The sequence below is a fragment of the Hymenobacter lapidiphilus genome (assembly GCF_003417065.2).
Taxonomy (GTDB): domain Bacteria; phylum Bacteroidota; class Bacteroidia; order Cytophagales; family Hymenobacteraceae; genus Hymenobacter.
This window is the reverse complement of the sequence record NZ_QVLT01000034.1, coordinates 23,362-43,240: the sequence shown is the minus strand read 5'-3', so window position 1 is coordinate 43,240 and position 19,879 is coordinate 23,362. Positions and strand designations below refer to the sequence as shown.

Below are 19,879 nucleotides of genomic sequence, written 5' to 3'. Positions count from 1 at the left end.
AGCCTAACGCCCTTGCTACGTAGCAACGGGCCGTTAGGCTTTTCAGCGGAAGGTGGGCGTTTAAGGCAGCCGCAACGTATCGGCGGGGGTCCCTTTTACGCGGCGCAGGCGGGTTTCGGGCGTAGCCGTATTGTTGTTGTCGGTGTTGAGGCTTTCGGGGTTTTTCTGCGAGTTGATGCCACTGGCCTGCTCGCCGGGCCGGACCCGGCCGGGTGTGGCATCGGGCGTGGCTCCGCCGTAGCCGGCGTTGCTGTTATAGGCCGCCTGCCGGTCGGCATCGGTGAGAATGCGGCTCGGTACGCGCCGCACGCTGGCTTCCTCATTAGCCGTCTCCTGAGAGGTTGTGCAGCCGCCAAGTAGCAGCGCAGCGGGCAGTAAAAGGCGAAATATGACGACGGTATTCATGACGCAACGGAAAAAAAGCTGCCCAGGAATAGGTCAGCTCTTTTTCTAACGACCGGACGGAAGCGAAGTTGGCTCCGCCAGTACCTTTTTACAGCGCGGCCCTAATTCCGTCCCACAAGGTTACGCGGGCGCTCATGCAACTCACGGCCGTTGCCTCGGCCTCGGCCCAGCGTTGGGCCGAATCGGCGCACAGGTCGCGCACCATCTGTTGGGCCAGCGGCGTATGGACCTCCTCATCGAGCTGAATGTGGCGGTCGAGGTAATAGGTGAACGTGTCGAGCTGACCGGGGAAACGCTGGCGCAAATCGTGCACGAGGTGGCGGAACATGTCGGGTATCACGTCTTCGCGCCCGAATGTGAAGGCCGCCGCCGTCGCGTGAGGCTGCCCCGCCTCGATGAGGCGGAAAGTACCGAGCACGAACTCGTGCACCGAAGCCGGCGCCTCGGCCGCGGCCAGCGCCTCGGCCACCGACGCGCCGCCGGCCACCGCCGCCAGCAGCCGCTCTACGGGCTCCGTATCGGCCCCGCACTCGCGCATGGCCCGCAGATACAGTTCGAAGTGACTGGTAGGCCGGCCCTCAGGGTCGAGGTCGGTTTCTTCTTCCAGCACGATGTCGTTGATGAGGCGGCGGGTGGCGGGGTTGCCGCGTGGCACCCAAGGCAGCTCCACGCAGGTTAGCTCCCGCTGCAGAGCCTTCAGCAACGACATAAAGTCCCAAACGGCAAAGACGTGGTGCTCCATAAACGTGCGCAAATCGGCCAGCGAATGCAGCGACTGGTATATGCCGTGGGCCACTAGCTGCGCGCGGGCCGGGGCCAGCGCAGTTTGCAGGTCAGTAATCGGATCGGTTTGAACTTGGATGTGAGTTGACATAAACCAGCGACGAGCTTTCAACCGCAAGCGGCAGTTGAAGAATGAAAAAAGGGCAAACACGCCTGGCCGGGGCGCTACGGGGTTATAACAAACGAAATGGCCCACTGGCTCGGATTGCCAGTGGGCATTTAACAATGGTAGTTCAGTTGTCAGAATAATACGCGGTGCTGACCACTAGCAACTGACCACTGGCACCTTATTCGGCTTTCTTGAACGTCATGCCGTACGAATCCATGCAGTAACGCAGGCCGGTGGGCTTGGGGCCGTCGTTGAAGACGTGGCCCAGATGGCCGCCGCACTTGGCGCACAACAGCCCGTCGCGGCTCATGCCGTAGCTGTTATCGACGACCACCTTGAGGCTACTATTGGCCGCTGGGGCCCAGAAGCTGGGCCAGCCGGTGCCCGACTCAAACTTAGCTTCCGAAGAGAACAGCAGGTTACCGTCGGCGGCGCAGTAATAGTTGCCCTTCTCATGGTTGTCGTTGAAGGGGTTGGCGAAAGGCTTTTCGGTGCCGTGCTCACGCAGGATGAAATACTGCTCGGCCGTGAGCTGCTTTTTCCACTCGGCATCGGTTTTCTGCACCGGAAATTCGCCGGGCTTGCCCGTTACAGGTTGGGGCTTAGGATACTCCTTGCCCGCGGCCGAAGCAGTCGTCGTCCCGCGGGGCGAGTCGGCGGCATCCATCTTGGTGTCGCGGGAGCTAACCTGGGAGCAGGCGGTGTTAAAAGTGGCCGCCGAAAGCAGCAGAATCAGCAAAGAAGAGCGCATGGAGTAAATTTTTTTCTGTGAGGCAATGCCGGACCTGAAATCCGACAGCTGAACAACATACGTGGGCCGGGTAGAGTTCGGTTGGGGGCTTGAAGCGGCTTGAGGGCCTATTTGCGCGACTGGCAGCGGGTCAATGAGTTGGCTGAAGCAGCCGGAACAATTTCCTAGCTCGCTGGCAATTAGTAGGCCGACAAAATTTACGCTCATTATTACGTACATTTGCACCCGCAAAAACCCCTGTATGCAGAACATTCGGAATATCGCCATCATTGCGCACGTTGACCACGGCAAAACCACGCTCGTGGACAAGATTATCCACGCCTCGAAGCTGTTCGACGAACACCAGCAATTCGACGACCTCATCCTCGACAACAACGACCTGGAGCGCGAGCGAGGTATTACCATCGTCTCGAAAAACGTATCGGTTCGGTACAAAGACGTTAAGATCAACATCATCGACACCCCCGGTCACGCCGACTTCGGCGGCGAGGTGGAGCGGGTGCTCAAGATGGCTGACGGCGTGCTGCTGCTCGTCGATGCTTTCGAAGGCGCCATGCCCCAGACCCGCTTCGTGCTGGGCAAAGCCATCGACCTGGGCCTGAAGCCCATCGTGGTTGTCAACAAAGTAGACAAGGAGAACTGCCGGCCCGACGAGGTGCACGAGCAGGTTTTCGACCTCATGTTCAACCTCGGCGCCAGCGAAGATCAGCTGGACTTCGTAACGCTGTACGGCTCGTCGAAGCAGGGCTGGATGAGCACCGACTGGAAGGTGAAAACCGACAGCATCATCCCGTTGCTCGACGCCGTAGTGGCTTCCATCCCGCCCGCGCCTACCCTGGACGGCACGCCCCAGATGCAGATCACCTCACTCGACTACTCGTCGTTCGTGGGTCGTATCGCCATCGGCCGCGTGCATCGTGGTACGCTAAAAGAAGGCGCCAACATGAGCCTGGTGAAGCGCGACGGCACCATCAAGAAGGTTAAAATCAAGGAGCTGCAGGTGTTTGAAGGCCTCGGCCGCACGAAAGTATCTGAGGTTAGCTCGGGCGAAATCTGCGCCGTAACGGGCATCGAAGGCTTCGACATCGGCGATACGCTGGCCGACGCCGACAACCCCGAGGGCCTGTCGGTTATCAGCATCGACGAGCCGACCATGAACATGCTCTTCACCATCAACAACTCGCCCTTCTTCGGTAAGGAAGGCAAGTTTGTGACCTCGCGCCACCTGCGTGACCGGCTGTTCAAGGAAACCGAGAAAAACCTCGCCCTGCGGGTAAAAGAAACCGATAAGGAGGACACGTTCCTAGTGTACGGCCGCGGTATTCTTCACTTGTCGGTCCTGATTGAAACCATGCGCCGCGAAGGCTTCGAACTGCAGGTGGGCCAGCCCCAGGTGTTGTTCCAGGAAGACGACAACGGCCACCGCCTCGAGCCTATCGAGCACCTGGTGGTAGACGTACCGGAGGAAACTGCCGGTAAGGTGATTGAGCTGGTGACGATGCGCAAGGGCGAGTTGACCATCATGGAGCCGAAGGGTGACCTGCAGCACCTGGAGTTCAACATTCCGGCCCGCGGCCTGATTGGCCTGCGTAACAACGTGCTGACCGCCACCGCTGGTGAGGCCATCATGAACCACCGTTTTGCCTCTTACGAGCCGCACAAGGGTGTAATTCCGGGCCGTATTGCTGGTTCGCTGATTTCGATGGATACGGGTGCCGGCACGGCCTACACCATCGATAAGATGCAGGACCGCGGCGAGTTCTTCGTTGATCCGGGAGAGGAAGTGTACTCTGGCCAGGTAATCGGCGAGCACACCCGCCCCAACGACCTGACCATCAACATCCAGAAGGGCAAGAAACTCACCAACATGCGTGCTTCGGGCACCGACGACAACGCTAAGATTGTTCCTAAGCGTCAGTTCTCGCTAGAAGAGGCCATGGAATACATCCAGAAGGATGAGTACCTGGAGGTGACGCCTAAGTCGATCCGGATGCGTAAGATTCTGCTCGACGAAAACGAGCGTCTTCGTTCGGCCAAGAAAATCGACTAGTTGTTAGTCAGCTGATTTAAAAAAAGGGGTGCGGCCGATGGCTGCCCCCCTTTTTTGTGTCTGCCCGAGCTTAACTACTTTTATAAACAACGGCTTCGTTTTCCAACCACTTCTACCCACAGGCATGCATCCTGAACTCCTGGCCTTTCTCGACATATTTACCCTAGGCGACACGGCGGCGACGCAACGGCTGGCAGTCCGGCTCAACCTGGCGCTGACTGATGCAGCGGGATATGCGACGCACTTTGCAGAGGAGCTGGCTGAACGCGGGATAGAAAGCGAAATAGCGCCCCAGGAGCTGCGCGACATTGCCCTGATTGATGGGTTGATGGCCGAAGACCTGGCTGTGGAGTGCGATTGGAAAGAAACTGCTGGTGATATGCTAAGCAGCCTGAACGACGTGTTGACCCGGCAAGGACGGCCACTACTGGCGGAAGTGCCGGACCTGGGCACCGATGAAGAACTCGGCCCCGAACAGCTGGACCTCGTGCAGGATGCGCTGGAACCGCGCGAGCTGGCCCTGGTCATGTTCAACCTCGACGGCGACTCATATCCGTTGAGCGTGGTAGCCCAGGAGCAGGCAGAAGGCCTGACGACGCGGGCACAACAATTAGGGTTTAAGCTGCATCAGTGGTAACCTAGGCACCATGAATCGGCAGACAATCCACCACGAAATTGCACAGAGCAGTCGGGAGCCCGGAGTAGCAGGATTACGGCATCGTTTCGGGCAGCTGCGGCAGCGCACGTAGAGGCAGGCGCCCTGAACGATTCGAAGGCCGTCAAAGCAGGTAGTAGCAAAGTGCTGTAACTGTTCGGTGCTGCTCCGGTTTCTTCGCTATCGATTACCCACTTTGCTTCCTGCCGCGTGCCTGCTTCTACTCCAACTGCTACTACCCGCCGCCCGCCGCTGATGCGGCAGCGCTGGAGCAACCTGCTGTTTGCCCACTGGCCGGTAGCACCCGAAATTCTGCGGCCTTACCTGCCCGCCCGGCTGGAGCTGGACTTGTTTGAGGAGCAGGCCTGGCTGGGTGTGGTGCCGTTTACCATGAGCCGCATCCGGCCGCTGGGGCTGCCGGCTGTGCCCGGCTTGAGCGCGCTGCACGAGTTGAACGTGCGCACCTACGCCCGCCTCGACGGGGTGGCGGGCGTGTGGTTTCTCTCGCTCGATGCCACTCAGCCGCTGGGCGTATGGGCGGCCCGCACCCTGTTTCACCTGCCCTACCTGCACGCCCGCATGCGCCTGACGGAAACCAGCGGCCAGTTCCGGGCCGTGGCGGAGCGTACTCACCGGGGTACTGCGCCCGCCACTTTCGCCGCCGCCTGGACGCCGGGCGCGGCCCTGCCCCTGGCCCGGCCGGGCACGCTGGCGCATTTTCTTACCGAACGCTACTGCCTCTACACCGCCGGCCCCGATGTGCGCGCCGGTCAGCACGGGCCTCACCTGTGGCGCGGGCAGCTCTGGCACCAGCCCTGGCAGCTGCACGAGGCCACTTTGCAGCAATGGGACTCGACGCTGCTGGAAAGCCACGGCCTCCCTACACCCGTCGGCCCGCCCCTGCTCTATGCTGCCGAGCCGCTCGATGTAACCGTGCAGAGCCTGCGGCGGGTGTAAAACGGCCGGCTTAGCGACGTACCTCGAACTTCTCGTAGCCCCGCACCGGGCCGGCCGTTACCTCCACGCTATCTACCCGCGCCGCCACCGGGCCACCCTGCCGGCACCAGCTTTCGAGTGCGGCCAGGGCCTCGGCGGCCCCTTCGGCTTCGATGGTTACGGTGCCGTCGGGGTTGTTGCGGGCGTAGCCGCCGAGGCCGAGCTGACGAGCTTGCTGCTGGGTGCTCTGGCGGAAGAACACGCCCTGCACGCGGCCGTGGACGAGGAAAGTACGGTGTTCGGCAATCATGTTTTCTTTGCGGTAATTATAAATCAAGGGCAATCGGGGCAGCTTGATTGATATAGTTATACGGCCTGTTGTGCCCGGCCTGACTACCGGACGTGGAATAATCCGCCGGAGTTACGCGGCCGCAAATAACTTGCCTCCCATGAACCCTACTTACCTCTGTCTGGCGACGATACTGGTGCCCATTCTGGCCACGGCAGTGGCTTTGCACTTTGGAGGCTGGCTGCGCAAGCTGTACGTATGGGGCAGCCGCCTGCTGCTGGGCGCGCTTATGCTCGGCGGCGGCCTCTACAAGCTCTCCGACAACCACCTGCCCGGCCTGATGGGCCCGCCGATGGACCACGCTTTCCTGGCCCAGCACCAGCTGGAGCTGTTCGCTCAGTTTATTGGCGTGGCCCAGCTGCTGATTGGCCTGCTGCTGCTTACGGGCCGGTTTGCGCTGCTGGGGGCGGTACTGCTGGTGCCCATGTGGCTCAACATCATCTTCCTCACCTGGTCGCAGCATTGGACGGGCACTCCCTGCCTCGTTACTGGGTTTCTGGTTCTTACTATCGGGCTGCTGCTCCACGATTTTCCGCGGCTCAAGTTCCTGTTCTATCCACCCGAAAACGCCAGCGAGCTGCGCGCTTTGCCGCTCCGCACGGCCGGCCTGGGCCCCGAAAGCCTCTGGTGGCTGGCCCTTGGCATAACGCTGAGCGGCGCGTTGCTCTACCCCGTTTCGCTGGCCGTTATGGTGCGCGTAATGGCGCTCGGAGGTGTGCTGCTGCTCGGTGCTACCTGGTGGAGCGGGCGACGCAGCCAGCCGTAAGTGGCTACATCCGCTGGCGCACGGCTTCAAACGTGAGAATGGCCGTGGCAGTGCTTACGTTGAGCGAATCGATGTAGCCCTGCATGGGGATGATGATGGTCTGGTCGCAGGCCTGCATGAGTTCGGGGGTGAGGCCGTCGGCTTCGGTGCCCATTACCAGGGCCGTGGGGCCACGGAAGTCGCAGCTGGTGTAAGGCACGGCCAGCTCGGTGAGGGCGGCGGCGTAGGTGCGGATACCGTGGGCGGCGCACCAGGCCAGCAGCTGGGGGCGCGAAGTGGCCACGGTAGGCACCGTGAACGAACAGCCAATGCTGCTGCGGATAGCATTGGGATTGAACAGGTCGGTGCGCGGGTCGCAGACGATGACGGCCGTGGCCCGGGCCGCGTCGGCGGTGCGCAGGATGGCTCCGAGGTTGCCGGGCTTCTCTACGGCTTCGAGTACCAGCAGCAGCGGATTTTCGGGCAATACGAGGCTTTCGAGGGTGTGGTGGGGCGGGCGGGCCAGGGCCAGCACGCCGTCGGAGCCTTCGCGGTAGGCCACTTTCCCAAATACAGCCTTCGACACGGATACCCACTCGGTGTCGGAACCGGCAAACAGGGCCTGTAGTTCGGCCTCGTGAGTTGGGCCGGCCAGCTCGGCGCACACAAACACGGTGGGCACCGCTACCCCATTGGCCCGGGCAATGGTGAGCTCGCGCAGCCCCTCGATGATGGTGAGGCCCTGACTGCGGCGCTCAGCCGATTTTTGCTGGAGCCGCAGCAGGTTTTTGATGCGCGGGTTCTGGGGCGAGGTAATGGCGTCGGAAGCAAACATAAGCAGATAAAGCAGGCGGCAGAATGCGCCGGACGGCGCCAAAGATAGGCAGCACGACCGTCGGGGCCGCTGCCCAGAGGCTGCCCGATCAGCCGACAGGAGCAGGCCAAGCAGTTCAGCCAGCAGAGGCAGGCCAAACAGTTTAGCGGGTGCGGGTAACCCGGCATGAATATGGCGGGTTACCCGGCACCCGGGGCCGATGATTGGTAGGCGGTCTTGCCGGGCGGATGGTACGGCGTACTATCCGTATTTTCGGGCTTTCTACGTTATTTGCCTTTATGCTGCTTCGATTTCTTCCTCTGTTGGCGCTGAGCGCCTTTGCACAACCGGCGCTGGCCCAGCAAACACCCCGCGAGCTGAGCACGGCGCCCGCCCCTACCCTACCCGATACCACCCGCCCCGCAACCCCGCCAGTTCTGGCGCCGGCCCCCGTTGCGCCGGCCCCCGTTGCGCCGGCCCCCTACCCGCGCCAGGCTCCACTGCCGCCCGCCAACACCACCAGCTACAGCGTAGGGCTGAAATCGGGCCAGGTGCTACGCGGCTACGATGTGGAAGTACGCAGCCCGGTGTTCGGGCGCACCTTTCTGCTGGTTGATGGCCAGCAGAAGCTCGACCTCAACGACGTACGCTACTACGAAGACCAAAGCGGGTTTTATGTGCGCACTACCCTCCCCGGCCGCAGCAAGCGCGAAAGCACGCTGCGTCGCGACCGGGTGGGCCGCATCAGCCTGTACTCCATCACGCAACAGCAGTACTCGAACAACGGGATAGGTCCCGGCGGCTACAGTCCTTACGGGTACAACCCCTACGGCTACGGCGGTTTTGGCGGTTACCGCACGGTGCGCAACGAGTATTTCAGCAAAGACAACGGCCCGATTGAGGATTTGAGCATCCGTAACCTGCAGTTGGCCACAACCGACAACGCCGGATCCCAGCAGCTGCTGGCCAGTGCCCGCCGCTACCAGACCCTGACAACGCTCAGTTACGTGGGCGCGGGCGGCCTACTGCTGGCGGGCGTACTCTCAAGCCTGGGCGGCAGCAACGGCTTCTCGGTGTCGCCGCTGATGTATGCGGCCATTCCGCTGGCCATTGTACCGCTGGCCATCGGTGGCAAGTCGCAGAACAACGTCAAGCAGGCCTTGCTTTTGTACAACACCGGCCAGTAGATTAGTTGCCAGTGAAAGGAACGTCATGCTGAGCATGTGGCGCATAGAGCCAGGGTCGGAGCGGAGTCGAAGCATATCTACCGCTTTGTTGTAGTCGACAGAATTAGCATTGAGGTAGAAACACTTCGACTGCGCTCCGACCCTGGCTCAGCATGACGTTCCTTTCACTGGCAACTGACAACGCAAGCCTACGTAGGCAAGCGGGTGAAAACTTCTCCTGCTTCTGCCACTGAACCCACTTTGCCTGAGCGCCAGGAGCTGGCCTTGTGGACGCACGCCAAGCTCTGCACCGAATACGGCTGCCCGGTGGCCTTTTTTGCTACCAAAGACCCACTCAGTGAACTGATCAGCTCGCTGCTCTCCCACCGCACCCGCAACCAGGATTCGCACCGGGCCTACCAGCAGTTGCGGGCCCGCTTCCCGACCTGGGATGAAGTGCGCGACGCGCCCACCGCTGAAGTAGAGGCCGCCATCAGCCCCTGTACCTGGCCCGAGCAGAAGGCACCGCGGCTCCAGCAGATTCTGCGCGAAGTGGGTCAGCGCTGCGCCGGCGGCCCCTGCGACCTGGAGTTTCTGGCCGATTTGTCCATTCCGGAGGCGCGGGCGTGGCTGGAGCAACTGCCCGGCGTGGGGCCCAAAACCAGCGCCGCCGTGCTGCTGTTCAGCACCCTGCGCCGCCCGGCTATGCCCGTCGATAGCCACCACCACCGCGTGGCCCAGCGCCTGGGCCTCATCGGTCCCAAGGTGGGCGAGGCAGCGGCCCACAAGCAGCTGGCTGCCCTGTTGCCGCCCGACTGGGACGCCCAGCAGGTGTACGACCACCATGAGGTGCTCATGTTCCACGGCCAGAAATGCTGCTACTTCCACACCCCCGCCTGTGGCCGCTGCACCTTGCTGGAACGCTGCCCCTTCGGGCAGGCCCGGGTGAGTGGTGGTGGAGTGCAAGTTTGAGCAGATCCTAAGAAAGCCTGCTGATTTCCCGCATATTGCTTTCCCTTCCGTGTTTACTGCCTCATCACCTTTCCCCTATTACCACCTCACATCCTTACCTGCTTACTATGAAACAGACGTACGGCCTGCCCGCCCTGGTTTCCATCTTCGTGCCCGGCTTGGGCCAGCTTATCAAGGGACAGTTTCTGAAGGCCTTTCTGATCTGGGCCGTTGGCGGCACCATCAGTTTTTTTCTGGTCTGGACTATCATCGTGCCCTTTCTAATCTGGGCCTGGAACGTGTACGATGCCTACAATTCGCCCGCCTGAGCCTTGCCGGTGCTGCATCTCAAAGCCAGGCCCAACGCCCGCCATAACCAACTGGCAGTAGCGGCCGACGGCACCATAACCGTGCGGCTGCACGCCCCGGCCCAGGACGGCAAGGCCAATGCCTGCCTGCTGGCTTATTTGGCGGAAGTATTCGGCGTAAGCAAATCCAGCCTCACGCTGCTCAGCGGCCATACTACTCCCTTCAAAAAAGTTGAAATCGGGGGCGTTACCAATGAGGAGTTTCGGGATGTGCTAGCGGGGCTTGTAAGCTGACTGGCGTAATGTGCGGGGCTTGACCCCGCCCGCCACTGAAAGGCTAGACGTTATTGTTCGCCGGTAGGCGAAGGCAAGCCTCGCTCCCCACGTTGTACCGTCTTTTAATTCACAACCTTCTCCTGCGCGGCGCGGCGATAGGTGCGCTCGAATTCCTCGTCGATGTGGTAGGTGGATTCCTCGTGCTGGCTTAGGTCGAGGCCCAGCTCTTCCTCGGGCAGTTTTACGCGCAGGCCCACGAGCCGGTCGGTGAGCTTGAGCAGCAGCCAGGAGCCGCCGAAGGAGTAGCCTACCACGATAACCAAACCCAGCACGTGGTAGCCGAACGTAGTGGCCGAACCGTGGATGAGGCCCACTTTATCGGCGAAGATGCCCGTAAGCAACATGCCCACGATGCCACCCAGGCCGTGGCAGGGAAACACGTCGAGCGTATCGTCGATGGTGGTGCGGGCGTTTTTCCAATGCACCGCGGCGTGGCTGATGAGAGCGGCCAGTACCCCGAACAGGATGCTCTGGCCATAATCGACGTAGCCGGCGGCGGGCGTAATGGCCACCAGGCCCACCACGGCCCCGGTGCAGGCACCCACGGCGGTAGGCTTCCCCCCGCGCACCACTTCCACCAGCACCCAGGCCAGCAGGGCAGCGGCCGAAGCCAGGTTGGTATTCACAAACGAGAGAGCCGCCAACTCATTGGCCCCCAGCGCCGAACCGGCATTAAACCCGAACCAGCCAAACCACAGCAAACCCGTACCCAGCAATACGTAGGGCACGTTGGGCGTCGAAAACGAGGAGGTCCGCAGGCTGGCCGAGCGTTGGCCCAACACCAGAGCCCCGGCCAGTGCCGCCACGCCGGCCGAAATATGCACCACCGTGCCGCCCGCGAAATCGAGCACTCCCCACTGCCGCAAAAAACCCTCCGGATGCCAGGTCCAGTGCGCCAGGGGGCAGTAAATCAGCAGGCTGAACAGCACCATAAACGCCAGATAGCCCTTGAAGCGTACTCGCTCGGCAAACGAGCCGGTTATCAGGGCCGGCGTAATGATGGCGAACTTGAGCTGGAAGGCGAAGAAGAGCACGAATGGAATACCGGCCGCGAAAACCGGGTTGGGGGCCGTGCCTACGTCGCGCAGCAGGGCAAACGTGAGCGGGTTACCAATCAGCCCGTGCCAAGAAGTGCCGTAGCACAGCGAGAAGCCCACAAAGTAGAACAGCACCGACACCACGCCCAGCGCCACGAAACTCTGGAGCATAGTGCTGATAACGTTTTTGGGGCGCACCATACCGCCATAGAAAAACGACAGCCCCGGCGTCATCAGCAGCACCAGGGCCGAGGCCGTGAGCATCCAGGCAATATCGGCCCCGTTGAGCGCGCCGGGGGCCGCCGCCGGGTGCGGCACCCGCACGAAAGCCGCTACAAGGGCCAGTGCCACAAGCACCAGCAGCAGTAGAAGAGTGCGGCTTGGCCGGGAGGAAGCAGTCTGGTTTCTCATAACAAGTATTTCAGTTCGTGACCCTATTTCACAGGGTATAATTACTGAAATATTCTTCTTTTATCAGAATTGCTCTTCATATAACAGGGCTACTTGTCTATAAAAGCACATCAATAGCCGTTTTATAGCCTTATTTAGAAGGGTGCGATATATCTGCTATTGAAATAAGAGCGAGAGTCGGACAAACACTTTTTTGGCAACGGAAGCCCGGCGCCGGCCCGGCAGCAGCCAGACCGAGCGAACCGATGACCAGCGTAGCCAACCAAACCAACAAAAAAATCGGTGGACCAAACGTGGAGAATGCGCACAAGAGCAACGGGCCTTGTCCGGCAGGCTCGGACAAGGCCTATGAGGCGGAGGTAATGAACAACCCGGCGTCTGGGCAAACCCGGTTGTTATCACGCAACTGGCTCACGCACGCGCCAGGTTATTACCCCTTACTTCTCCCAGCGGCCTTCCACGTTGTCCATATACTTCTGGGCCGAGCCGGTGTTGAGCAGCAGAATCTGCTCGCCGGGGGCAATCCAACCGGAGGCCAGCAACTTGCGGGCGGCCATCCAGACGGCCCCGCCCTCGGGCGCCACAAACAGGCCCTCGTGGCGGGCCAGCTCACGCATGCCTTCCATCATTTCCTCGTCGGTGATGCTCAGGGCCGTACCGTTGGATTCGGCCAGCACGCGCAGCATCATCTGCTCGCCCATCGGGTGGGGCACGGCCAGGCCGTTGGCAATGGAGGGGCGGCCGACGTAGGCGTGGCAATTGGCCTGCTGGCCCGTGTAGGTGGCTACCAGCGGCTGGCAGGCGTCGGCCTGCACGGCTACCATGCGGGGTAGTTTCGCGTCGGGCGCCAGCCAGCCCAATTGTTGCATTTCCCGGAAGGCCTTCCAGATACCAATGAGGCCGGTGCCGCCGCCAGCCGGGTAGAGCAGCACGTCGGGCAGCTGCCAGTTGAGCTCTTCGGCCAGCTCATAGCCCATCGTTTTCTTGCCTTCGAGGCGGTAAGGCTCTTTCAGGGTCGACACGTCGAGCAGCTGCCCGTTGGCGTTGTGCTGGCGCACCCAGGCGGCGCAGTCGTTGATGAGGCCGTCGATGAGCTGCACTTCGGCCCCGTACCAATAGCACTCCTCCTTGAAGGCCTTGGGCGTGTGACGCGGCATGGCCACCACCGCCCGCAGGCCCGCCCGGGCGCAGTAGGCGGCCAGGGCCACGCCCGCGTTGCCGGCCGTCGGGATGATGCAGCCGGTCGCGCCCAGCTCCTTGGCCTTGGAAACAGCCATGCTCAGGCCCCGGGCCTTGAACGAGCCGGTGGGGTTCTGGCCTTCATCTTTAAGCAGCAGGCTACCCAGCTCGTAGCGGCCGCCGAGGGTGGGCAGGTGCAGCAGCGGTGTCAGGCCTTCGCCCAGGCTCACCTTGTTTTTGTCGTCGAATAGCGGCAGCAGGGCCCGGTAGCGCCACATAGACGAATCGGCTTGGTTGATACCAGCGGCCGGGGTAAGCTGTGGCGACAGGTGGTAGGAGGCTACCAGCGGCATCTGGTGGCACTTGGACACGAGCTGTAGCTGGTGCGCGGAATGGGGTTGGCCGCAAACGGAGCATTCCAGCTCGTGCAGGCAGGTGATGGATTCGAGGGTCGGGTTCATAAGCAGGGAGTTGAACGCAAAATTCCCCGTCGTCTATGCCGAAAACAAATGGCTACTTGGAATAGGCTATGCCATTTGGGAATAGTGGTTAGAACCGTGTAATGCTTCATCTGGCGTCCGCGTAGCCAGAGGCGAGTCGAAGCATCTTTACCGCAGTGGTAAACCCAATAGCAGGAATAGCACTGCGGTAGAGATGCTTCGACTTCGCCTCTGGCTACGCTCAGTATGACGTTCATTTTATTTCGGTCCCTCTGCCCCATAATACCGTTTTGCAAACTGCACGAAAGCCTTGTAGGGAAGGTTGTTTTCGGTGCCTTTGCGCTGCACGAACTCGAAGTGGCGCACCAGGTTCAGATCCAGAATTGGCACCTCTACCAGCTCGCCGGCGGCCAGCTCCTTCGTGACGGCCTGGCGGGGCAGGAAGGCCAGGCAGGTATCCACGCGGACGAAGTTTTTGAGGGCCTCGGTGCCGCCCAGGCGCACTTTCACCGGCAAATCGGCGAGCCGGATGCCCTTAGCGGCCAGGGCCTCTTCGAGCACGGCCAGCGTACCCGAGCCAGTTTCGCGCAGGGCTACGGGGGTGCGGAGCAGGTCGGCGGCCAGCAGGGGTTGGCGCAGCAGCGGGTTGCGGCCCGAGCACACCGCTATTACCTCGTCGGTGAGCAGGGGCGTGTAGGTGACGTTGCTGACCCGGTGGATACCCTCGATGATACCCAGGTCGATTTCGTGGTCGAGCAGGGCTTTGAGGATGTTTTCGGAGTTGCGGTTTTTGAGCGTGAGCCGGGTGTTGGGGAACTGGCCCAGGTAGGCCGAAAGCACCGGCGGAATCACGTAGAGCGAAATGGTGGTGCTGGCCCCAATCACCATGTCGAGCGGGGGCGAGAAGGCGGGGCTGAGGGCCGCAAATTCGAGGTGCAGCTCGTGCTGGAGCTGACGGGCCAGCAGCAGCTTCTGGTAGAGCAGCTCGCCGGCCGGCGTGAGCTGCACGCTGTTGCCCAGCCGCTCGAACAGACCCGTTTTATAGTGCTCCTCCAGCGCCCGCACCCGCTTGCTCACCGCCGACTGGCTCAGAAACAGCGTCTGCCCCGCCTTGGTAAAGCTGAGCTGGCGGGCAACTTCGAGAAATACTTCGTGGGCTTGGGAGAGCATGGCCGCCGCAAATTACGGCGGTTTCGCGGCCGGACGGCGGCCCACCGTTGCCGCGGCCCGGATTTCTGCTTACCTTCTGCCTTCCAAACACTTCTACTTATGCGCCCCACCGACCTTCGTTACCTGAGTGCCTACCTCGTGCCGGCCTGCGTGGCCGTGGGCCTGGTCTGGCGGGGGCCCTGGGCCTGGCTCACGCCGCTGTTCGTGTTTGGGTTGGTGCCGCTGCTGGAGCTGGCGTGGCCGCCGCGCAACGTCGTCAGCAACGAGCCCGCTACGGCCGGGGCTGCGCACCACCCGTTTTTCGACTGGCTGCTGTATTTGTGCGTGCCGCTGCACGTGGGCCTGCTGGTCTGGTACCTGGTGGTGCTGACGCAGGTGCCGCTGACGGGCGCGGAAACGACGGGGCTGGTGCTGAGCATGGGCATTTGCGGCGGCTCGCTGGGCATAAATGTAGCCCACGAGCTGGGGCACCGGAGCCGCGGCTACGAGCAGCGGCTGGCCCAGGTGCTACTGGGCAGCGCTTTGTACCTACACTTTTTCATTGAGCACAACCGGGGCCACCACCGCCATGTAGCCACGCCCCTCGACCCGGCCACCTCGCGCTTCAACGAGCCCTTCTGGCAGTTTTTACCGCGGGCTTTGGGTGGAGAGTTTCGCTCAGCCTGGCATCTGGAGGCCGAGCGGCTGCGGCGGCTGGAGGTGCCGGCCTGGAGCGGGCAGAATCAGCTGCTGCGGTTTATGGCGGTGCAATTGGGGGCTGTTGCTATAGTGACGCTGGTATTTGGATGGATCGGGCTGCTGGCCTGGGCGGGCGCGGCGCTGTTTCAGCTGGTGAACTACGTGGAACATTATGGCCTGCTGCGCCAACGCACGGCCGGCGGCGGCTACGAACGGGTTCAGCCCCAGCACTCCTGGAACTCGGAGCACGCCGTGGGCCGCATCCTGCTTTACGAGCTTACCCGCCACTCCGACCACCACTACCTGGCCTCGCGGCCCTACCACACCCTGCGCCACCAGCCGGCCTCGCCCCAAATGCCCACCGGCTACCCCGGCATGATGCTGCTGGCCGCCGTGCCCCCACTCTGGTTTAAGGTGATGAACCGGCGGGTGCCCGCTGTTCAGTAGCGTTTCCGGCGGAGGTGGGCGAAGAGATGCGCGGGGCCATTCTGATCTGTTGGTTGGCACAGCCGATGGAAAATCGCATGTTAATAAATCAGGCGTTTGCTGCATTAAAGGCATTTTCGGGGTATTTTTGACAGCTGTTTTGCCGGACGCAAGCGGCTCAATCTGAGCCGCTTGTTTTGTCCGCCTTTTTAATTTCTCTTCTATGATGAAACGTTTTCTCCTGTTAAGCTGGGCCTGCCTGCTAACCGTAGCCTCGTTGGAAGTCCGGGCCCAGGTTACGCTCACGAGCAGCCCCTACATCGAAACTTTCGACGGGCTGGCCAGCGGCTTACCGGCCGGCTTCAGCATTTATACCAACGCCGCGCCCAACCGGATAGGCACGCCGGCCCTGCTTACTACGGCTCCTACCGCCTGGGGCAATTCGGGCGGCGCGTTCAAAAACTTCGCTTCGGCCACCGGCCTCAATCGCGCTACTTCGTCGGCCGACCAGGCGGCAGCTACCAACCGGGCCCTGGGCGTGCGCCAGACCGGCAGTTTCGGCGACGGCACCAGCACCGCTACCCCGCCCACCGGGGCCGGGCCGGCCTTTGTGTTTCAGGTGGCCAACACCACCGGCAAAACCGATTTCGAGCTGAACTTCCGGCTGCAGTCTCTCGACAGCACGGTGGGGCGCACCGCTACCTGGCAGGTGGAGTACGGCCTCGGGGCCACGCCCACGGCCTTCACGCAGGTTGGCTCCACGGCTGCTACCGGCCCGTTTTTCGCCAACGCCCCCATCAAGATTGGCTTCGGCGGAGCCCTCGACAACAAGGAAGGCCCGGTCTGGATTCGGATTGTGGCCCCCACGCCCACTACGGGCCCGGGCAGCCGCCCCAGCTCGGCCATCGACGACTTCGCGCTGAGCTGGAACGCCAACTCCAACGTGCCCACACTGGCCGTGGCCCCGGCGACGCTCGATTTCGGCAAGCAAACCATCAACCAGCCCTCGGCCCCGCGCACCTTCACCCTGACGGGCACCAGACTGACGGGCGATACCAGGGTGCGCACGGCGGCGCCCTTCGCCGTTTCGAAGAACGGGACGGACTTTGACACCACCGCAGTGTACTCGGTAGCCGAGCTGGCCCAGCCCCAACTGGTGTACGTGCGCTTTACGCCCACCACCTTGGGCCAGGCGAGCGGCCCGGTTAGCGGCGTGGCCACCGCATTTAGCACCGGCGCTACCAGCCGTACCGTGGCGCTCCGCGGGGCTGGCAACGACCCGACCCAGACCGTGTATGATTTCAATGCCTGCACCAGCCCCACTGCCTTGGCCGACGGCTGGGTGCAGTACAGCGTGGCGGGCGCCCAGACCTGGGCCTGCACCACCTTCGGGCGCAACCCCACCGACCCAAGCAGCACGGCTCCTTACCCGAATGCCGTGCAGATGAACGGCTTCGCCGGCGGCGGCAACGTGGCCAACGAGGACTGGCTTATCTCGCCCGCCCTGAACCTGACCAGCACCACATTTCCGCTATTCTCGTACTGGTCCCGCACGGCCTTCAATGGCCCGGTCCTGCGCCTGCTGGTTTCCACCACCTACTCCGGCACCGGCAACCCCAACGCCAGTGGCGTAACCTGGACCGATTTGAGCGCCGACTTCCCCGCCCAGAACTCGAACCGGTGGCAGTATGACTACCTCGACCTGAGCGCCTACAAGCAGAGCGGCGTGTACGTGGCCTTCGTGTACAACTCGACCACCAACGCCGCCGCCCGCTGGAGCGTGGACGATGTAGTGCTGACCAATTCGGCCGCGCCCTCGCCGCCCACCGTGCGCCTGAGCAGCCAGAACCTGGATTTCGGCTACCAGCCGGTGAACACGCCGGCCTACCGGAACATCGTGCTGACGACGACCAACCTGACCGGCCCGCTAACCGTAACGTCGCCCAACGCCGCGTTCCAGCTCTCGAAAGACAGCCTCGTGTTCAGCCCCACCCTCACCTACACCCAGGCCGAGGCCAGCAACCGGCAGCTACCCATCCGGGTACGCTTCCTGCCCACGCGGGCCGCGGCCGACTACGCCGCCACGACCAGCGTTACCACGGCCGGCGTAACTACACCGACGCTCAGCCTGAGCGGCAACACCTACGACGCGGCCAAAACGCTGGAAATAGTTAACTGGAATATCGAATGGTTCGGCTCGACGGTTGCGGGCCAGGGACCCACGGACGTGGAACTGCAGCAGACCAACGTAACGAGCGTACTCAAAGCGCTGGCCGCTGACGTGTACGTGCTGCAGGAAGTGGTGGACACGGTGCGCCTGCGCAACCTGACTGCCACGCTCTCGACCCAGCTTGGCGTGTCCTACGCCTACAAAACTTCTGATTTCGGCTCCCGCGGCGACGACGCCAACGACCCCGACTACGCCTCCACCCAGAAGCTGACCTTCATCTACCGCAAGGATGTCGTACGGCCCGTGAAGTTCGAGGGCTTGCTACGTTGCACGGAGGCACAAAACTGCCCCGCCTTCAATGCCTGGTCGTCGGGCCGCTTCCCCTACCTGATGGCCGCCGACGTCACGCTCGACGGCGTCACACGGCGCGTTAACTTCGTGAATATCCACGCCAAGGCGAATTTCGCGGCCAGCTCGGCCAACGATTATGCCCGCCGCAAAGCCGGGGTCGAACAACTAAAAAACCTGCTCGACACCAGCTACCCCGGCTCCAATACGCTGGTGCTCGGCGACTTCAACGACGTACTCGAAGGCACCATTGCCACGGGCGTTACGCCGGCCGTATCGTCGTACAACGCCTTCGTGGCCGACCCCAACTACGTGGCCCTCACGCTGCCGCTGGCCCGGGCCGGCGCCCAATCGACGGTAGGCTTCGGGACGGTGATTGACAATGTATTAGCCACCAGGCAGATGGCGTCGTATTACATCAACGGCTCGGCCGCCATCCGCACCGATTTGGCCGCCGGCGTAGCCAACTACGCCACCACTACTACCGACCATTACCCGGTGTTCACGCGCTTCTCGCTGACACAGACGCCGCTGGCCACCCAAACCGCCACTGCTACCGGCCCGCTGAACCTGTACCCGAACCCAACCAGCAGCAGCATCCGGTTTGAGGTGCCCGAAACCGGCCAGAACCTGCACCTGAGCGTGTACACCACCACCGGCCGTCTCGTGCTGGAAGGCACCGGCTCGGCCGAGCAGCTAAACAAGCAGCTCGGCCAGCATGTGTCGAGCCTGAGCAACGGCCTGTACGTGGTGCGCGTAATAGGTGCCAAGCAGGCCTACGTGAGCCGCTTGCAGAAGCTGTAAAACCTTCAGCGGTGTAGGTATAGAAAGCGCCCCGGCCGGTTGGTCGGGGCGCTTTTGGTTGAGTGGAAGTTTCGTCTTTAGCTAGCTTCAGTGGCCGCGCCGAGGGCCAGTTCCTGCACCAGCGCCCAGCCGACCGGCCACAACCCAAGTTCCGAGGCGGAGTTGAGGTGACCCAGCGCCCCTACGTTCACCAGACGGCTGCCCCAGGCGGCGGCAAACTCCTGGGCGCGGTCCAGGGTCACGTACTCGTCGTTTTCGCTGGCCACCACGATGCTAGCAAACGGCAGCCGCGCCAGCGGCATGCGCGCGAATCCGCGCACTTCGGGCAGCTGTTCCCGCCGATCTACGTCGGCGGGGCCGACGAGCAGGGCCCCGGCCAGGGGGCGGGTGGTCGTGGCGGCCCAGTGGGCCACCGTGGCACAGGCCAGGCTGTGGGCCACCAGCACTACTGGCCCCGGCGCGGCAGAAACGGCCGCATCGAGGGCGGCCACCCAGTCGGTGCAAACGGGGTGCTGCCAGTCGCGCTGCTCCACGCGCCGGCAGCCATAGTTCTGCTCCCAATGGGTTTGCCAGTGCGCCGGGCCAGAGCTGCCCAGGCCGGGAACAGTGAGGATGGTAACGGCTTGCATGGCCCGAATGTACGTCACCCGCGTAATTTTACTATGGCTCTTCTGTTCGCCGCCATGCCCGTTATCACCAACATTTCCCAGCTTGACCCGACCAAAAGTGGATTGTGTTTCCGGGCGAGCAAATCGTGGTGACCTACGTGCTCGAAGCCGGCTACTATAAGGTGCGCGACGAGTACTTCGAGCCGGGCGGAATTGACTGCCATACGTTGCTGAGGCTGGAGATAAAGGT

General features: G+C 62.3%; 19 protein-coding genes. 10 read left to right on the top strand and 9 right to left on the bottom strand.

The genetic code is table 11. The annotated features are described in order from the left end of the window. Nucleotides 1-60: 60 nt before the first annotated feature. The 3 genes from D0N36_RS16155 to msrB form a co-directional block, all read right to left on the bottom strand. Nucleotides 61-405, bottom strand: coding sequence for a hypothetical protein (locus tag D0N36_RS16155; protein WP_116942871.1), 345 nt, complete (start codon nt 403-405; stop codon nt 61-63). A gap of 88 nt (nt 406-493) precedes the next feature. After that, nucleotides 494-1,279 (bottom strand): DUF3050 domain-containing protein, encoded by a 786-nt coding sequence (locus D0N36_RS16150; protein ID WP_116942870.1) that lies wholly within the window; start codon nt 1,277-1,279, stop codon nt 494-496. Nucleotides 1,280-1,475: 196 nt separating this feature from the next. Further along, complete coding sequence (msrB, locus tag D0N36_RS16145; RefSeq protein ID WP_116942869.1) at nt 1,476-2,048, bottom strand: peptide-methionine (R)-S-oxide reductase MsrB; 573 nt, start codon at nt 2,046-2,048, stop codon at nt 1,476-1,478. Between the two features lie 241 nt (nt 2,049-2,289). Here msrB and typA point away from each other — a divergent pair, with 241 nt between their 5' ends. From typA to D0N36_RS16130, 3 genes are all read left to right on the top strand, one after another. Further along, the gene (gene typA / locus D0N36_RS16140) at nt 2,290-4,098 is read left to right on the top strand and encodes a translational GTPase TypA (protein ID WP_116942868.1); all 1,809 of its coding nucleotides are present in this window, start codon (nt 2,290-2,292) and stop codon (nt 4,096-4,098) included. 124 nt (nt 4,099-4,222) lie between these two features. Further along, on the top strand, nt 4,223-4,735 hold the full coding sequence (locus D0N36_RS16135) for a DUF6630 family protein (protein WP_116942867.1): 513 nt from the start codon (nt 4,223-4,225) through the stop codon (nt 4,733-4,735). Nucleotides 4,736-4,963: 228 nt separating this feature from the next. Beyond that, nucleotides 4,964-5,710 carry a YqjF family protein gene (locus D0N36_RS16130; RefSeq protein WP_199798361.1) on the top strand — a complete coding sequence of 249 codons (747 nt, stop codon included), beginning with the start codon at nt 4,964-4,966 and terminating at the stop codon, nt 5,708-5,710. A 10-nt stretch (nt 5,711-5,720) separates the two neighbouring features. On the opposite strand, the gene D0N36_RS16125 is transcribed toward D0N36_RS16130, so the two are convergent. Then, nucleotides 5,721-6,026, bottom strand: a complete 306-nt coding sequence (locus D0N36_RS16125; protein ID WP_317191495.1) for an acylphosphatase — start codon at nt 6,024-6,026, stop codon at nt 5,721-5,723. A 112-nt stretch (nt 6,027-6,138) separates the two neighbouring features. Between D0N36_RS16125 and D0N36_RS16120 the strand changes: the two genes are divergently transcribed. Beyond that, complete coding sequence (locus D0N36_RS16120) at nt 6,139-6,804, top strand: DoxX family membrane protein (RefSeq protein ID WP_116942865.1); 666 nt, start codon at nt 6,139-6,141, stop codon at nt 6,802-6,804. A gap of 4 nt (nt 6,805-6,808) precedes the next feature. Here the strand turns inward: D0N36_RS16120 and D0N36_RS16115 are convergent, their stop codons facing one another. Then, nucleotides 6,809-7,618, bottom strand: coding sequence for a TrmH family RNA methyltransferase (locus D0N36_RS16115; RefSeq protein WP_116942864.1), 810 nt, complete (start codon nt 7,616-7,618; stop codon nt 6,809-6,811). A 278-nt stretch (nt 7,619-7,896) separates the two neighbouring features. Between D0N36_RS16115 and D0N36_RS16110 the strand changes: the two genes are divergently transcribed. The 4 genes from D0N36_RS16110 (at nt 7,897) to D0N36_RS16095 (ending at nt 10,316) form a co-directional block, all read left to right on the top strand. Continuing rightward, a complete protein-coding gene (locus D0N36_RS16110) occupies nt 7,897-8,784 on the top strand; it encodes a hypothetical protein (RefSeq protein WP_147320947.1) in 888 nt (295 codons plus the stop codon). A gap of 240 nt (nt 8,785-9,024) precedes the next feature. Next, the gene (locus D0N36_RS16105) at nt 9,025-9,735 is read left to right on the top strand and encodes an endonuclease III domain-containing protein (protein ID WP_242478956.1); all 711 of its coding nucleotides are present in this window, start codon (nt 9,025-9,027) and stop codon (nt 9,733-9,735) included. A 107-nt stretch (nt 9,736-9,842) separates the two neighbouring features. Next, nucleotides 9,843-10,043: a hypothetical protein gene (locus tag D0N36_RS16100; protein WP_116942861.1), complete on the top strand. Its 201-nt coding sequence runs from the start codon at nt 9,843-9,845 to the stop codon at nt 10,041-10,043. Nucleotides 10,044-10,052: 9 nt separating this feature from the next. Beyond that, nucleotides 10,053-10,316, top strand: coding sequence for a DUF167 domain-containing protein (locus tag D0N36_RS16095; RefSeq protein ID WP_190242721.1), 264 nt, complete (start codon nt 10,053-10,055; stop codon nt 10,314-10,316). A gap of 104 nt (nt 10,317-10,420) precedes the next feature. On the opposite strand, the gene D0N36_RS16090 is transcribed toward D0N36_RS16095, so the two are convergent. The 3 genes from D0N36_RS16090 to D0N36_RS16080 form a co-directional block, all read right to left on the bottom strand. Continuing rightward, the gene (locus D0N36_RS16090; RefSeq protein WP_116942859.1) at nt 10,421-11,806 is read right to left on the bottom strand and encodes an ammonium transporter; all 1,386 of its coding nucleotides are present in this window, start codon (nt 11,804-11,806) and stop codon (nt 10,421-10,423) included. Between the two features lie 437 nt (nt 11,807-12,243). Beyond that, complete coding sequence (locus D0N36_RS16085; protein WP_116942858.1) at nt 12,244-13,446, bottom strand: threonine synthase; 1,203 nt, start codon at nt 13,444-13,446, stop codon at nt 12,244-12,246. Between the two features lie 237 nt (nt 13,447-13,683). Continuing rightward, nucleotides 13,684-14,595: a LysR family transcriptional regulator gene (locus D0N36_RS16080; protein ID WP_116942857.1), complete on the bottom strand. Its 912-nt coding sequence runs from the start codon at nt 14,593-14,595 to the stop codon at nt 13,684-13,686. 99 nt (nt 14,596-14,694) lie between these two features. Here D0N36_RS16080 and D0N36_RS16075 point away from each other — a divergent pair, with 99 nt between their 5' ends. Together D0N36_RS16075 and D0N36_RS16070 are read left to right on the top strand one after the other, a co-directional pair. Further along, the gene (locus D0N36_RS16075; RefSeq protein ID WP_116942856.1) at nt 14,695-15,720 is read left to right on the top strand and encodes an alkane 1-monooxygenase; all 1,026 of its coding nucleotides are present in this window, start codon (nt 14,695-14,697) and stop codon (nt 15,718-15,720) included. Nucleotides 15,721-15,922: 202 nt separating this feature from the next. Beyond that, nucleotides 15,923-19,021 (top strand): T9SS-dependent choice-of-anchor J family protein, encoded by a 3,099-nt coding sequence (locus D0N36_RS16070; protein ID WP_147320946.1) that lies wholly within the window; start codon nt 15,923-15,925, stop codon nt 19,019-19,021. 77 nt (nt 19,022-19,098) lie between these two features. Here the strand turns inward: D0N36_RS16070 and D0N36_RS16065 are convergent, their stop codons facing one another. Next, complete coding sequence (locus D0N36_RS16065; protein ID WP_116942854.1) at nt 19,099-19,650, bottom strand: RBBP9/YdeN family alpha/beta hydrolase; 552 nt, start codon at nt 19,648-19,650, stop codon at nt 19,099-19,101. Nucleotides 19,651-19,879 lie beyond the last annotated feature (229 nt).